This is a genomic window from Acinetobacter amyesii (assembly GCF_002018365.1).
GTDB lineage: Bacteria > Pseudomonadota > Gammaproteobacteria > Pseudomonadales > Moraxellaceae > Acinetobacter > Acinetobacter amyesii.
In genome coordinates this window covers 14,728-29,182 of record NZ_MVKX01000005.1, presented here as the reverse complement: position 1 = coordinate 29,182, position 14,455 = coordinate 14,728, and the positions used below count along the sequence as shown (strand labels likewise).

Annotated in this window: 12 protein-coding genes and 1 tRNA gene; 9 read left to right on the top strand and 4 right to left on the bottom strand. The window is 39.8% G+C overall.

Annotation, left to right across the window (positions count from 1 at the left end; genetic code table 11):
• Positions 1–44: 44 nt before the first annotated feature.
• Both B1202_RS08630 and rpmE read left to right on the top strand, forming a co-directional pair.
• On the top strand, positions 45–515 hold the full coding sequence (locus B1202_RS08630) for a hypothetical protein (protein ID WP_078190166.1): 471 nt from the start codon (positions 45–47) through the stop codon (positions 513–515).
• A gap of 217 nt (positions 516–732) precedes the next feature.
• The gene (gene rpmE / locus B1202_RS08625) at positions 733–957 is read left to right on the top strand and encodes a 50S ribosomal protein L31 (protein ID WP_078190165.1); all 225 of its coding nucleotides are present in this window, start codon (positions 733–735) and stop codon (positions 955–957) included.
• 83 nt (positions 958–1,040) lie between these two features.
• On the opposite strand, the gene B1202_RS08620 is transcribed toward rpmE, so the two are convergent.
• Genes B1202_RS08620 through epmB form a run of 3 tightly spaced genes read right to left on the bottom strand, consistent with a single transcriptional unit; the run spans position 1,041 to position 5,928 of the window.
• Positions 1,041–3,170: an EAL domain-containing protein gene (locus B1202_RS08620; RefSeq protein WP_078190164.1), complete on the bottom strand. Its 2,130-nt coding sequence runs from the start codon at positions 3,168–3,170 to the stop codon at positions 1,041–1,043.
• A complete protein-coding gene (locus tag B1202_RS08615) occupies positions 3,152–4,897 on the bottom strand; it encodes a GTPase (protein ID WP_078190442.1) in 1,746 nt (581 codons plus the stop codon). Before B1202_RS08615 ends, B1202_RS08620 begins: the two co-directional genes overlap by 19 nt.
• 14 nt (positions 4,898–4,911) lie before the next feature.
• Positions 4,912–5,928: an EF-P beta-lysylation protein EpmB gene (epmB, locus tag B1202_RS08610; RefSeq protein WP_078190163.1), complete on the bottom strand. Its 1,017-nt coding sequence runs from the start codon at positions 5,926–5,928 to the stop codon at positions 4,912–4,914.
• A 388-nt stretch (positions 5,929–6,316) separates the two neighbouring features.
• Between epmB and efp the strand changes: the two genes are divergently transcribed.
• The 7 genes from efp to B1202_RS08575 all read left to right on the top strand — a co-directional run bounded on the left by efp (position 6,317) and on the right by B1202_RS08575 (position 13,727).
• A complete protein-coding gene (gene efp / locus B1202_RS08605) occupies positions 6,317–6,886 on the top strand; it encodes an elongation factor P (protein WP_078190162.1) in 570 nt (189 codons plus the stop codon).
• Positions 6,887–7,080: 194 nt separating this feature from the next.
• On the top strand, positions 7,081–9,183 hold the full coding sequence (locus B1202_RS08600) for a carbon starvation CstA family protein (protein ID WP_078190161.1): 2,103 nt from the start codon (positions 7,081–7,083) through the stop codon (positions 9,181–9,183).
• Between the two features lie 13 nt (positions 9,184–9,196).
• Complete coding sequence (locus B1202_RS08595) at positions 9,197–9,499, top strand: YbdD/YjiX family protein (protein WP_078190160.1); 303 nt, start codon at positions 9,197–9,199, stop codon at positions 9,497–9,499.
• A 228-nt stretch (positions 9,500–9,727) separates the two neighbouring features.
• Positions 9,728–10,684, top strand: coding sequence for an AAA family ATPase (locus tag B1202_RS08590; RefSeq protein WP_078190159.1), 957 nt, complete (start codon positions 9,728–9,730; stop codon positions 10,682–10,684).
• Between the two features lie 12 nt (positions 10,685–10,696).
• The gene (locus B1202_RS08585) at positions 10,697–11,602 is read left to right on the top strand and encodes a DUF58 domain-containing protein (protein ID WP_143221593.1); all 906 of its coding nucleotides are present in this window, start codon (positions 10,697–10,699) and stop codon (positions 11,600–11,602) included.
• A gap of 3 nt (positions 11,603–11,605) precedes the next feature.
• Positions 11,606–13,618, top strand: a complete 2,013-nt coding sequence (locus tag B1202_RS08580; RefSeq protein WP_078190157.1) for a transglutaminaseTgpA domain-containing protein — start codon at positions 11,606–11,608, stop codon at positions 13,616–13,618.
• Positions 13,619–13,650: 32 nt separating this feature from the next.
• Positions 13,651–13,727: transfer RNA gene (locus B1202_RS08575), tRNA-Val, on the top strand.
• A gap of 79 nt (positions 13,728–13,806) precedes the next feature.
• On the opposite strand, the gene B1202_RS08570 is transcribed toward B1202_RS08575, so the two are convergent.
• A complete protein-coding gene (locus tag B1202_RS08570; RefSeq protein WP_078190156.1) occupies positions 13,807–14,454 on the bottom strand; it encodes a CoA transferase subunit B in 648 nt (215 codons plus the stop codon).
• Position 14,455: the final 1 nt, after the last annotated feature.

Genomic DNA, 14,455 nt, shown 5'->3' with positions numbered 1-14,455 from the left:
TGAGTACGTCCTTTTAAAATACCTTATATAGATGAAAAAAAATCATGAAAATTAAAAGAGGCTTCTTCATTTTATTCTTGGGTATGAACACAGTCGTTCATGCTCAAGAGGATTTATCTTTAAATAGTAACCGTGATGTCATTGAAAAAATGCCGCTCATCAGCCTACAGCCCATGCTAGATTTTTGTCGTGATCGACAACCACAGATGAATACGGAATTAGATCAGGCTTATCAAGCTGCAAAGCTTAAATTAATTGCTGCGGTTCAGGCGGCCCGTTTTAATGGTGTAGAGCCATTAAAGGCAAAAGATGTTGATCAGCCCGTCGATGCACAATTTAAACAGCAGCTTCAAGGCATGTTAGAGGGCATGAGCAAATCATTACAGCCAGTAAATGCAGCGACGTTTTGTCCTGCATTTATTGAAAAATTAAACCATTTTGATCAAGCCCAATTTCAGCGTACAGTCGAATTACAATATCAGAAATATTTAGAGCAAGCTCAACCTAAAGAGTAGAGCGATTCAGCCTTGAATATCTATTTATTAACATTAAAAAATCAGCTATAATTTGCCCCAACTTGTTGTGCTTAGCTCTGACGGTATCCGTCTCGGTGGGCCAAAAGAATGGTCTGTTATGGTGTTGGTCTGCTTTTTTAAGCCTTCCTTGTAGCGATACAAGAGTGATCAATTGCGATGACAGCTAAACCTTCTTAAATCTTAGGAGTAATCGACGATGCGCGCCGATATTCACCCAAAATATGAAACTTTAGTTGCTACATGTTCATGCGGTAACGTAATTGAAACTCGTTCAGCTCTTGGTAAAGAAACTATTTACCTAGACGTATGTTCTGCTTGCCACCCATTCTACACTGGTAAACAGAAAAGCGTTGACACTGGCGGTCGTATCGACAAATTCAAACAACGTTTTGCTGGTATGTCACGTTCTATCAAACGTTAATATCCAAAACGAAAAAACGGGCTTTATGCCCGTTTTTTTGTGCCGATAAAAAGATAAACCTTAAATCGGCAATGTTCAGAACCTTATTGGTCCTGAACATCGATGAGATGGTCGAGTTTCTTCTGGAAATAATCGCCTTGAATAAAACGAGCTTCGACATTCCAAGCATTGGCAAATAGGGTCATGTCATTTAATTCACGTAGCATGATTTCAACAGTTTTGATTTCATGATAAGTGGTAATTTTTTCTTGGAGCTCTTGGCACGACTTATCGTTTGCAAGCATTTTGGTCAAACTTGAATCTAATGTTAAGCAGTGAACATCCATTTGACGTAATAATGATTCACTAAACATCGAATGACCAAAATTGCGTAAAGCCAGTTCGGCACCATTTTTACGAAGTTCTACAAATGCTTTTTGAGCGGCATCGATATTGAGCTGAATGTCTTCTTCGGCAAATTGTAAAATTAGCGGATTTTTCAATTTACTACGAATAATCGTAATCAGTTTCGAAATAAACTCAGGGAAGGTGCGGTCGTTATATAGCACTTCTTTGTTCAGGTTAACGATTAATTTCGCTTCAGGGAACTGAGTGATGAAGTTGTGTAGCTGTTTACACGATTCAACCAAGATCCAACGATCCAATTTAATGGATAGCTCTGAGTCTTCAGCTAACTCACGCAGTTGGGCGATATCTTTCCATTTATTTTCAAAAATAAAGCCGCTGGTTACTTCATAAGTATAAAGATGAGAATCTTCTTTATCATACAGTTGTTGATATTTAAGATGAATTTCACCGCGTTCTAAGCAGTTGCGAAGCGCTTTGATAACAGGAGCTTCATCGCTAACGACAATCGGCGCAATTTGCGCTTCTGGTGTACCAAAATCCAAACTTGGAATATCAATTTCTAATGGAATCGTTAAGTCGATTTCAGGTGCTTGTTGGTTGGTTGGTAGCGCAGTATTAAAGGCTTTTGCAACAAAGGTCTCAAAATGTGCTTCATCACGAATATCGCTGTCTAAAACACTGTATCCCATGCGTAAATTTAATGGATAAGTTTCATTATTTACACTGAGTAATTGAGGTTTGCTCAGAGTGTTAAGACCAATCAATTTAGACTCAAGTTTGAGCTGATTATCTGCTTGGAATAAGGCAACCATTGCACCATTGTCTAAACTAAATAATGGAGCATGAGTCTGATCTTTCAAGAAGTCTTTAATATTGGTGAAATAGCTCTTATAGGTATTCCAATCTTTTTGAAAAATCGCATCTGAGCAAGAAGCCAACGTAAATAGCACTAATGCATTTACATTGGCAGGTTGTTGGCCGATTGTACGGTTGAGTTGTTGAAATGCTTTTGGTTTTTGTGGGCTGGCTTCAACTGGCGCGTTGTTAACAGCATTGCTGTTTTGACTGCCAATTTCAATTGCGAGCTGTAACGCATCTTCTTCAGCCGCAGCAATAAATTCGAGTTTTAGTGGGTTTTGCCCAGCCACTGCGATATTTTGTGAATCAAGATCAAAACGTCCTAAGTCGAGCTGTCCTTGACTGATTTTTTTAAAGCGTTGTTTAAAGTCATTGAGGTCAGCAGGTTGTAATAGATCGAGCAGGGGCAGACCGATTACATCGTCTTCATTTTTTAAACCAAATAAAGTGAGATATTCAGCATTGGCTTGAATATGAATACCTTCTTGAATCACGGCAACCGCTTTTCGACTATCTTCAACTAAAGACTGTGTTTGGATTTGAGCCGTTTCAAGCTCTTCCATTAAATGTTGTTGTGATTGTTGTAAGCGACTAAAGGACAAAGCGCGAATTAAACCAAAATAGAAACTTTCAGGTTCAGCAATATCGACGATGTCATAAATCCCTTTTTTGACTAAATTTGCATATTGTTCTGCTTGATAGTCTTCGGGTTTAAGTAAAATTATAGGTAAATTGGGTTGGCTCGACAGTTGAACTAAACTTAAAGCTTGTTCATATTTTAAATCATAAGCACGTCCAAAAATGATCAAGTCCCAATTGAGATTCAGCTGTTTTTCGAAATTTTGTAAATCATCAAGTAATATGGCATGAACTTGATGTTCGCTGTCTGTCAATAAATCACGTATCTGGTTAAAACGTATTTGATTATCATCAATAATGAGTAATCGAGTTTCCGTACGTTTTAGTTTTTTGGATAGTAATGGATTTCTCACTTTAATGCTTCCCATAAGTCGTTATTTTTGATCTCATTGCTCTGTTTCGCAATATAGTCTTTAACGACATTTTCTTGCTCTTCATTCAATAATTCATATTCAAAGCGAATAAAGCTTTGCGTCACCAACTGCGCTTTGGTGAGATAGACTTTGATGTCTTCTTTGCCTAAGCGCAGGTGGATCGTTTGTTTCTCTCGGAAGAGATTTGCCCCAGGTAAAATTAAGGTCGTAGACACTTGATCAAGTTGTGTGGTCTGTACCAATAAAGCAGGTTGATGATTTGTTGTATTGCGGTCGGTACGAATATGGGCTGAACATGGATACAAATCTTGAGCCAGTACTTCGAGACCCAATTCCAAACTTTTTTCTGTCGATTGTTTGATCCAACGAACAACACCGCCACGCCATTGGCTTTGAGCATTTTCTTGAATCAAAATAAATTCGCCGGTTTTTAAATTGGCTGGGGTAGGACCAGTCCATTTAATGCGATAACCATTCACACTAATATCTAAAACGTCAGCGGTATGAATCTGTTTCGCTTCACGATCTAGCGCTTTCGCATTGGTCATGCCTGTTGGCATATTTGAATCATGCGAATTGACAAAAGACGCTTCATTGTGGAATTGATAATTGCCTTCTAAATCTAAAGTTTCGTGGAAGTTTTTACCTTTAGAGAGATAGAAATGCGCCACCATTAAGCTAAAGCAAATATTAATTTGCGCAGAATATTCATAACGTTCATGACGACGTTCAGTGTTGTTGGTCAAAATATTATGAATATGGAAATATAGCGCTGGTGTTAAGAATAGCTTTTCATTTTTAGACAGATAATTGGCATTCTTAGTTTGCGTTTCGGTCAAATGATCGAGCAAGTTTTGCGTTGAAATGTACACATTGGCTTGATACGACCGATCTTGTTTCGAGTTATAAATCGGTGGGTGATCTTTTTTCGTATCTACAATATAGCGTGAAAGTGTGGTTTCTTTCGGTAGGATTTGAACCAATTTTGCCCAGTCAAAGCTACATAAATACAAGCCTTGGATTTCAGCAGGGCGAATCTGATGATTATTGAAAATATCTAACAAGATCAATTGTGCATAAGCTTGGGCAATATTTGCAATTTGATGCTGGGTACCGAGTAATTGATTGACATTACTTTGATAGAAATTGTGTTCAATGGCACATTCAATCAATTGATGTGCTGCAATCCATTGACCTGCCGTCGGTGTGGCATACAACATGTGTTGTTGATACAACAACAATGTCAGTTGTTGTATCGCATAGTAAATCGACGCAATTCGAGCAGTTTGTAAGCTTTTTTTATGGCCGAATGAAAAGATCGAAAATTTTTGTTGATTAAGCTGCTGATTACATCGCTTGGCAATATCAATATAGATTTTGGCAAAGTGACTGCGTAAAAGCATCGCCAATTCAATGATTTGGTCATTACGATCCGTGGTAATGAGGCTTTGATTGGTAAAGTGTTTTTCTAAGCTCGTGAGCACACTTTCCATAGTCGGATGTAAAATTTGAACCAAATCAAAACGTAGCATCTCTTGGCATTTCAGCTCGGAGATTTCAAGTAAGGCATTGAATAAAGCTTTAGATGAGGTACCCAATTGTAAAATTGAAATACCGTTTAACCACTCTTGCAGACCTTTAGCATTGGTCGGACAAAAGCTTAATTTATCCAGCTTTAATTCAGTCGGATTGTAAAACGTATCTGAAGTATGCGTGGTCATCTTTATTATTTAACTCAAAAAGTTGAAGCCCCAAAAAGCGGTGTCTTGTTTTTTTCGCCCGCTATTTCCCGTACAAGTTTAGGAACCAAATAACCTGGTAGGTTCTCTAAAACTTTTTTATAAATTAAATCAATATTCTGAGCTGGTGTATCAAAATGATGAGCACCTTTTACTTTATCCAGAACATGTAAATAATATGGCATTACACCTGCGTCGAATAAGCGGTAACTTAAATCGACCAATACATCTGCAGAATCATTAACCCCTTTTAATAAGACTGCTTGGTTCAGCACGGTGATTCCTTGTTTGACAAGCTGTTGTAGCTGGCTACACGTGAAGTCATCTAGCTCTGATGCATGATTTGAGTGTACCACTAGAATAATGCGTAGCCTACTGTTTTTTAAAATAGAAACTAGCTCTTCATCGACACGGTTGGGGATTACGATAGGAACTCGTGAATGAATTCTCAAAAATTTAATTTGTGGTAAAGTCGATAAACGTTCAATCCACACTTGAAGTTTACGATTTGATAGTGTGAGCGGGTCTCCACCACTTAAAATCACTTCATTAATATCGGGTTGTTGTTCGATATATTGCTTAATGTTTGCCCAATCGTCATTTTTAGGTAGGTTTTCTTGGTAGGGAAAATGTCGGCGGAAACAATAACGGCAATGGACCGCGCAGGCACCGGTTAAAGTCAGTAAAAAACGGGACTTGTACTTATGTAATACACCAGGCTGTTGGTTGGCCTGTTCTTCACCTAATGGGTCGGTAACAAAACCGGCGTGTTCTTCAAGTTCTAAATGATGCGGTAAGACTTGGAGTAAAAGCGGATCGAGCGGATTACCTTTTTTCATTTTTTCGACAAAAGCGCGCGGCACGCGTAGGCGAAACTCATCTGCTGCGAACTGAGCACCCGATAATAACTGATCATGCGAAAGTTCTAATACATCGAGTAATTCTTGAGGATTTGTAATCAAATCACTCAATTGAGTTTGCCAGTTTTGCTCTTGAAATAAATAGTTTATCATGCCGAATGTTTAAAAAATGCAGAAAGGTGAGTGGGGAATATTGCTGAAATTAATGCGTCGAACTTTGAAGTGTAAGCTGAAATAATTCCGATAAAGCTTACAACGGATGAAGCCTACGAAACATTTATTAAGTTTCAGTAAACAGCAATTTTACCTGTTTGTGGGCATTGTATAAACAAAGTTCTTTAATGTCTGAGTGTAAGTTAAGCAGCTTGACCCCTTTAATGGGGATTTTTTCGTTGCGACATGGTGCATTGGTCATTTAGAATACGCAATATCACATTAATGTGCATGTGGCAGCCAATGTTACAGTCAGTACTTGCTAAATGACATGTTACAGCCCATAGCATCTATAGATTAAAGTTAGTAAGTTTGGAGTGAGCCAGTCATGGCCTATTATTCTACGAATGATTTCAAGTCAGGCCTTAAGGTCATGCTTGACGGTAACCCATGTTCAATCATGGAAAACGAATACGTAAAACCAGGTAAAGGCCAAGCTTTTAACCGCGTAAAATTACGTAACCTTAAAACTGGTAAAGTTTTAGAAAAAACTTTCAAATCTGGTGATTCACTAGAAGCTGCTGACATCCAAGAAGTAGAAATGAACTACTTGTATAACGATGGCGAAATGTGGAACTTCATGGACCCAGAATCTTTCGAACAAATCACTGCAGACAAAGTTGCAATGGGCGACGCTGCAAAATGGTTGAAAGACGACTCTAACGAACTTTGCACAATCATGTTATGGAATGGTGTTCCTTTAACTGTGAGCGCGCCAAACTTCGTTGTATTAAAAATCGTTGAAACTGATCCAGGTGTACGTGGTGATACTTCAGGCGGTGGCGGTAAACCTGCTAAGCTTGAAACTGGTGCAGTTGTACGTGTTCCATTATTCGTACAGCAAGAAGAAAGCGTTCGTGTAGACACTCGTACTGGTGACTATTTAGAACGTGCATAATGGTTTAAAAATAGACTATTATCGAAAGGGATGAAGTGATTCATCCCTTTTTTTATACCTATTGGTTTAAATTTTTATGCCAAAGTATTAGATGAAAAAGCCCATAACAGGAGTAGAGTTTCAAGGGAAGAAACAGCAGTACCTCGAACAAGAAAAATCAAGCTGATTTATTTCAACATTTATGAGGGATTGAGATGGAAACCATTCAACCGAAGTCAGGAATGGCTTCAAAGATTATCTGGCTGTTTGTAGCCATTCTAGGTGCCGTTTCATTCGGCATACTAGCACTCAGTCGAGGCGAGCATGTCAATGCAGTGTGGCTGATCCTTGCAGCAATCTGTGTGTATAGCATTGCATATCGTTTTTATAGTTTATTTATTGCCAATAAAGTCTTTGAACTGAATGAGCGACGTTTAACGCCTGCCCATCGCTTAGCTGACGGCTTGGATTATGTACCGACCAATAAAAGCGTTCTATTTGGTCACCACTTTGCTGCGATTGCAGGTGCAGGCCCATTAGTCGGACCGATCCTTGCTGCGCAAATGGGTTATTTGCCGGGAACTATTTGGCTCTTGGTGGGTGTTGTTCTCGCAGGTGCGGTTCAAGACTTTTTAGTCTTATTCATCTCGACGCGTCGTGATGGTCGTTCACTCGGTGAAATGGCAAAACAAGAACTGGGTTCTTTTGCCGGAATCATCGTGATGCTTGGCGCACTAGGTGTGATGATCATCATTCTAGCGGTACTGGCTTTGGTGGTTGTAAAAGCGTTGACCAACAGTCCGTGGGGTGTCTTCAGTATCGCGGCCACTGTACCGATTGCGATTTTCATGGGTATCTACATGCGCTTTATCCGTCCGGGTAAAATTGCAGAAGTGTCGATCATTGGTTTTGTACTGATGATGGCAGGGATTATCTATGGTGGTGACATTGCACAGCATCCATACTGGGGGCCATTCTTTACACTTTCTGGTACTGAACTAACTTGGTGGTTGATTGGTTATGGTTTCGTAGCATCAGTATTACCCGTTTGGTTGCTGCTTGCTCCACGTGATTACCTATCTACTTTCTTGAAAATTGGTGTTATTGCAGGTTTGGCAATCGGGATCATGTTTGCATTGCCTGAAATGAAAATGCCAGCGGTAACGCATTTTATTGATGGTACGGGTCCTGTATTTGCAGGCTCAATGTTCCCATTCTTGTTTATTACCATTGCCTGTGGTGCAATTTCAGGTTTCCATGCCCTCGTTTCTTCAGGAACGACACCGAAACTTGTGAATAATGAAAAAGATATTCGCATGATCGGTTATGGCGGCATGTTGATGGAGTCTTTTGTTGCGATCATGGCTTTGGTCTGTGCAACGATTCTTGAGCCTGGTGTGTATTTTGCGATTAATGCACCAGCAGCTGTGATTGGTACAACAGTTGAATCTGCTGCGGAAGCAGTACGTACATTAGGCTTCGTGGTGACACCTGAAGCATTGACCCTACTTGCACAAGAAGTGGGTGAAAACTCGATTCTGTCTCGTACAGGTGGTGCGCCAACATTTGCGATTGGTATGGCTCACATTATTACGGAAATTTTCAATAACCGTTCAATGATGGCGTTCTGGTATCACTTTGCGATTTTATTCGAAGCACTCTTCATTTTAACTGCTGTGGATGCAGGTACGCGTGCATGTCGTTTCATGGTGCAAGATACAGTGGGTATCGTAGTTCCTGCAGTTAAAAACTCACATAATTTCTTCGGAAATCTGTTAGGTACAGCGGTGGCTGTCGCAGGTTGGGGTTTCTTCGTTTACCAAGGTGTGGTTGACCCACTTGGCGGTATTAATAGCTTATGGCCGCTATTTGGTATTGGTAACCAAATTCTTGCTGCGATGGCATTGATTTTGGGTACAGTGATTTTATTCAAGATGAAAAAACAAAAGTATGTTTGGGTAACGATTATCCCAACTGTATTCTTGTTTATTACTTCCATGACCGCTGGTTGGCAGAAGATTTTCCACGAAAATCCAAAGATTGGTTTCTTGGCTCAAGCAGATCGTTTTAATGCCGCAATTGCGAAAAATGAATTGTTGGCACCTGCAAAAACTATGGCTGAAATGCATACGGTTGCATTGTCGAATCAAATCAATGCCGGTCTTTGTGCATTCTTTATGATCGTGGCATTTGTGATGTTATTTGCAGCGATTGGTGTGGTGCGTCGTGCCTTGGCAAATCCAAATCCATCGGTGAATGAAGCAGAAGCGATTTACCGTGACCCAGCTGAAATTAATCCGTCAAATTCAGCACATTAATAGGGGAATATGAATGAACCTGAAGTTTGCAAAAAGTGGAAAAACGGTGATTTATAAAATCATTAAAATGACCATTATGTCGCAGAAGGATCTAATTCTGAACCCGAAAAATTGGTCACGTATTGCGACGTTGTGGCAACGTTTACAGCAAAGCTTCCGCCTGATGGTGGGTGTGCCAGATTACCAAAATTATTTGGAACATATGGCAAAACATCATCCTGATTTGGAAGCGATGGATGCAAAAACATTTTATCGTCACTGTGTAGATGCACGTTATCCATCAGCTGGTGGTGACATGAAGAAGTGTCCTTGCTAATGCTTTGACTCGAGCTAAAAATCTAAGAAAAAAGCGTTCTTCGGGACGCTTTTTTATTGCAAAATTTTGATCAGTCGAAGCAAAAACAACGTTTTTGTATACTCAATAAATATCAAGCGTATGTATTTAAAGTATTGAACTGGGTATGGCTTGGAGATAAACACTGTATTTTTAAATAAAACCCTGTATGTTAGTCATTCATTTAACTTTTTTATTGGGGAATAAAAGGTGTTTTGGGGATCAGAGAAAAGCCAACAAAATAATACATCAACGCTTTTAAGTGAGCAGAGCCTTGCGCCTTTTTACCCGAAAATAAATACTTTCCTCGAACAAATTAACCAAATTATTTTGGCTAAAAATCAGCAAACCAAATTGGCTTTAGCTTGTCTATTGGCAGGCGGGCATGTGTTATTTGAAGACTTACCCGGTTTAGGAAAAACGACATTATCTAGCGCCTTGTCACATTTGGCGGGTTTAAAGTTTCAACGGATTCAATTTACCAATGACATGCTGGCCAGCGATGTGATTGGGGTAAATATGTTTAATCAAAAAGAACATCATTTTGAGTTTAACTCTGGGCCGATTTTTACCCAAATATTATTGGCAGATGAAATCAACCGTTGTAGTCCAAAGACCCAAAGTGCCTTATTGGAAGCGATGGAAGAGGGCTACGTGACGGTTGATGGTGTGCGTTATGCTTTGCCGCAACCGTTTTGGGTGATTGCGACACAAAATCCCTTATTTCAAAGCGGTACGTATGCCTTACCTGAGTCCCAGCTAGACCGTTTTTTAATGCGCTTGTCTTTAGGTTATCCGTCGCGTCAGGCAGAGAAATTATTGCTCCAACAAACTTCACGCCATGATCTGATTGCGGCATTAGCACATATCTTTAATGAATCAGAAATTTTACAACTGCAAGGCTTTGTTGAGCAGATACATCTGAGTGATCGTTTAATGGATTACATTTTGGATCTTGCTGCTGAAACACGTAAAGGGAGACATGGTCTTTCTACGCGTGGTGTTTTAGCCTTAAAGAAAGCTGCGCAAGCCTATGCGCTGATTGAGCAGCGAAATTATGTGAATCCTGACGATGTGCAAGCGGTGTTTGCAGCGGTGGTATCTCATCGTATTGGGTTGTCAGATCTTGAAGCCTCTAAGCTTTTAGAACAAGTTTCAATTCAATAAAGGAGTTGAACCTTGGCTTCGATGTGGCAGCAATGGATTGAACGTCGATTTAAAATCGATCAGCACAAGCAGTTGACTCAAAAAGATGTCTTGATCTTTATCTATCAGCAAGGCTACTTGTATTTGGTGTTAATTTTCATCACCTTTATTGCAGGTGTGAATTATGCCAATAACTTGATTTTAGGCTTTTGCTTTTTAATTAGCGCCGTATTGTGTATTAGTTTCTATATAACTTTTAAACAGCTTCATGCGTTGCAGATTCAAATAAATGTTGTTGATACACCGCAAGCAGGTGAATTACTTTCGGTCGATATTTACTTTAAGCAAGATGCTGAACAGGCTAGGTATTTGTGGATTAAAACTGAAAATCAGCTACATAAATTATTGTTCAATATGCAACAGCAATGCTTTCAATTAAATTTTACAACCAGCCAACGCGGTGTTTTTCAGATTCCACCCATACAAATTTATAGTGTTTATCCCTTTGGTTTAGTTCGGGCCTGGACGTATTTGTACGTACAGCAACCAGCGTGGGTTGCACCTCAAGCCAGTTTGCATTCCGTTGAAAATAAGCAACAACAGCAAAACTTTGAACCTGATCTTGATGAATTTCGCGAATTACGCAGTTTTCAGACGGGGGATTCACTTCATGCGGTGTCGTGGAAACAAGCAGCAAGAGGACAAGGCTTATATGTCAAAGTCTTTGAACAATATGAAGATCTAAAGAAATTAGAGATTCATTATCACCATATGCCAGCTCAAAGTCATGAAGAAAAACTTAGCCTCATGATGGGTTTGGTCGAGCAGGCTGAAAAAAATCACGATCACTATGCACTGTATTTACCTAATGCTGAGTTAGCATCAGGCACAGGAACACCGCATTTTTCCGAAGCAAAACGGTTATTGGCGCAGGCTTAAGAGATGATTGAAAATACCATACGCCGCTCAATATTACTCACTTTAGCCTTGGTGCTTATTGCACAAATGCTATATATCCCTGTGGCGACATCATTAGTATTTTTAGTCATTTGGCTTATTTTATTACTCAATACCCGCGCCAGTAAAAAACCATTTTCTAAAATTTTAACCTATGTGCTGACATTGACTGCTTTATTCAGCATTTACTTAAGCCATAAAACCTTTATTGGTGTTGATGCTGGGGTTGCAGTACTTAGTACATTTTTATTTGCTAAATCTTTAGAAACAAAAACACGTCGTGATGTGATTATTTTATTTAACTTTGCGATGTTTGTGATTGCCAGTAGTTTTTTGTTTAGCCAGTCTTTTGCCATGGCATTGGTTATTTTATTGGCGTTGTTGAGCTGCTTTATTGGATTATACCGTTTACAGACCGTTGGTTTTAGCCAAAACTCAGGCGGTGAAATACAAGCGATTAAACAAGATATTGGGCATGTGGGTAAATTTATTGCCTTAGCCGTTCCATTCTTTATCTTACTGTTTCTCTTTTTCCCACGCCTGCCGCCGCTATGGCATATTCCTATTCCTGAAAACAAAGCTACAACAGGGATCAGTGATAGCATGTCTCCGGGCGATATTGCTGAGTTATCACAGTCGAGTAGTTTGGCTTTTCGTATAATCGGTGATATTCAAGCCTTGCCACCACGTACAGAGCTGTATTGGCGGGCGATGGCATTAGATGAATATGATGGTTCTAAATGGACCAGTCATTTTTTTAACCAGAACGTTATACAGCTGAATCCAGCCGAGTTAAAACCCAAGCGGACATTAAAGTATCAATATTTGGCTGCCGACCCAAGTGTGATGTGGATTATGTCGTTGGAGCAATCCGTTCCCAATGAAGCACGTTTTGCATTAGGTCAAGATGGTCGAATTACACCCTACCGATTATCAGCGCGAACGGAGCCGATTCAACTGAAATGGTTAGGAAGTGCAGAGCCGCCACAAATAAAAAATGTGACTTTACTTGAAAAATTAAACACACGTTATGTTGAACACTTGGATGTTCAATCACAACAATTGGCCCAAACTTTATGGCAGCGAAGTCATCAAAATCCTGAGCGTTATATTGCCGAAGTTTTGCAATGGTATAAACAAAATCGCTTTGCATATACCTTAAGCCCAGGCGTATTGGGGCAAAATCGGATAGATGATTTTTTATTTGGATCAAGACAGGGCTTTTGCGAACATTTCGCTTCGAGCTTTGCAATGTTGATGCGCTATGTAGGTGTTCCATCGCGTATTGTCGTGGGTTATCAAGGGGGGCAATTAGCACCAGATGGGAAAAGTTGGGAGGTTCGTCAGCTCGATGCACATGCGTGGACAGAGGTTTATGTCAATCAACATTGGCGTCGAATTGATCCTACAGCCATGATCGCACCTCAGCGTATCGATGGTGGGATGCAGGATTATATGGAACAAGATCGGACAATTTTTGGGAGCCAGCAGTCGACTTGGGCCTATCAACAATTTTCGATGTTGAAAAAAGTCCGAGTATGGAGTGATTATGCGAGTTACCAATGGCAAAGTAAGGTGGTGGGTTATAATGCTGAATCTCAACAACAGTGGTTTAAAAAGCTTGGGGTAAATTCTGCTTATGCAGGTGGGTTACTTCTTGTATTGAGTATTGGTGGCATTGTTGCATTTTATTTTATATGGATTTTGTGGAAAAAAAGAAAAAGTCTAAGTCCTTTGGAGAGAGAAATTGCCAAGTTTGCTAAGAATTTACCTTTAAGCCAGCAAAAAGGGGCTTCTGAAAGTTTTAGGCATTGGCTACAACGCTTGGCTGAAAATATACCTGAACTGGAAAGGGGTTCATTTGAACAAGCTATTAGGTTATTTGAGCAGGAAATTTATGTAGGTACTGCGCTAAGTTCTCAAGATATTCAATGTTTTAAGTTATTGCTTAAAACTTGTACGCAAAGTTTAAAAAAGTCAGAAAAGGGCTTGTCATAAAAAATAAAAATGAATATGATTCTACGCATTCTAGGTTTATAGCTCAGTTGGTTAGAGCGCTACGTTGACATCGTAGAGGTCACCAGTTCGAATCTGGTTAAACCTACCAAGATTTTTAGTTGTTAAATCAACTTATTAAAGCCCACAGTAAACGTGGGCTTTTTTATTACAAAAATATATTTATAGAATTAAGTGACTTTTATGTTTTTTGTCATTAACTCTACACCAGTCGCATGCTGAATGTGCGCCAAACTGACACCTGAAGCAAGCTCAACAAGTTCAAGACCCGCAGGGGTAATATCTAAAACCCCAAGGTCTGTGATGACTCTGCTGACGACGCCCTGACCCGTGAGCGGAAGCGTACAGTGTTTTAGAATTTTTGGACTACCATCTTTGGCAGTGTGTTCCATTAAAACAACGATCTTTTGTACGCCTGCAACCAAGTCCATTGCTCCGCCCATACCTTTGACTTTTTTCCCAGGGATCATCCAGTTGGCTAAGTCCCCGCTTTCTGAAACTTCCATAGCGCCTAAAATTGCCACATTGACATGACCGCCACGGATCATAGCAAAGGATTCAGAACTTGAAAAAAAGGCAGCACCCGAACGTGCAGTCACCGTTTGTTTACCTGCATTAATTAAATCTGCATCGACGGTTTCTTGCGTTGGAAACTCACCAATACCCAACAAGCCATTTTCAGATTGAAGCCAGACATTCATATTTTCAGGAATATAATTTGCAACTAGGGTTGGCAGGCCAATTCCTAAATTTACATAGAAACCATCTTCAAGCTCTTGTGCTGCGCGCTGCGCCATTTCATTACGTGTCCAAGCCATG

What these genes read in the sequence shown, in the direction of transcription:
- rpmE (WP_078190165.1), top strand. Translation starts at nt 733, where the DNA reads ATGCGCGCCGATATTCACCCAAAATATGAAACTTTAGTTGCTACATGT.
- B1202_RS08615 (WP_078190442.1), bottom strand. Translation starts at nt 4,897, where the DNA reads ATGACCACGCATACTTCAGATACGTTTTACAATCCGACTGAATTAAAG.
- B1202_RS08595 (WP_078190160.1), top strand. Translation starts at nt 9,197, where the DNA reads ATGAACCTGAAGTTTGCAAAAAGTGGAAAAACGGTGATTTATAAAATC.
- B1202_RS08580 (WP_078190157.1), top strand. Translation starts at nt 11,606, where the DNA reads ATGATTGAAAATACCATACGCCGCTCAATATTACTCACTTTAGCCTTG.
- B1202_RS08630 (WP_078190166.1), top strand. Translation starts at nt 45, where the DNA reads ATGAAAATTAAAAGAGGCTTCTTCATTTTATTCTTGGGTATGAACACA.
- epmB (WP_078190163.1), bottom strand. Translation starts at nt 5,928, where the DNA reads ATGATAAACTATTTATTTCAAGAGCAAAACTGGCAAACTCAATTGAGT.
- efp (WP_078190162.1), top strand. Translation starts at nt 6,317, where the DNA reads ATGGCCTATTATTCTACGAATGATTTCAAGTCAGGCCTTAAGGTCATG.
- B1202_RS08620 (WP_078190164.1), bottom strand. Translation starts at nt 3,170, where the DNA reads ATGGGAAGCATTAAAGTGAGAAATCCATTACTATCCAAAAAACTAAAA.
- B1202_RS08600 (WP_078190161.1), top strand. Translation starts at nt 7,081, where the DNA reads ATGGAAACCATTCAACCGAAGTCAGGAATGGCTTCAAAGATTATCTGG.
- B1202_RS08570 (WP_078190156.1), bottom strand. Translation starts at nt 14,454, where the DNA reads ATGGCTTGGACACGTAATGAAATGGCGCAGCGCGCAGCACAAGAGCTT.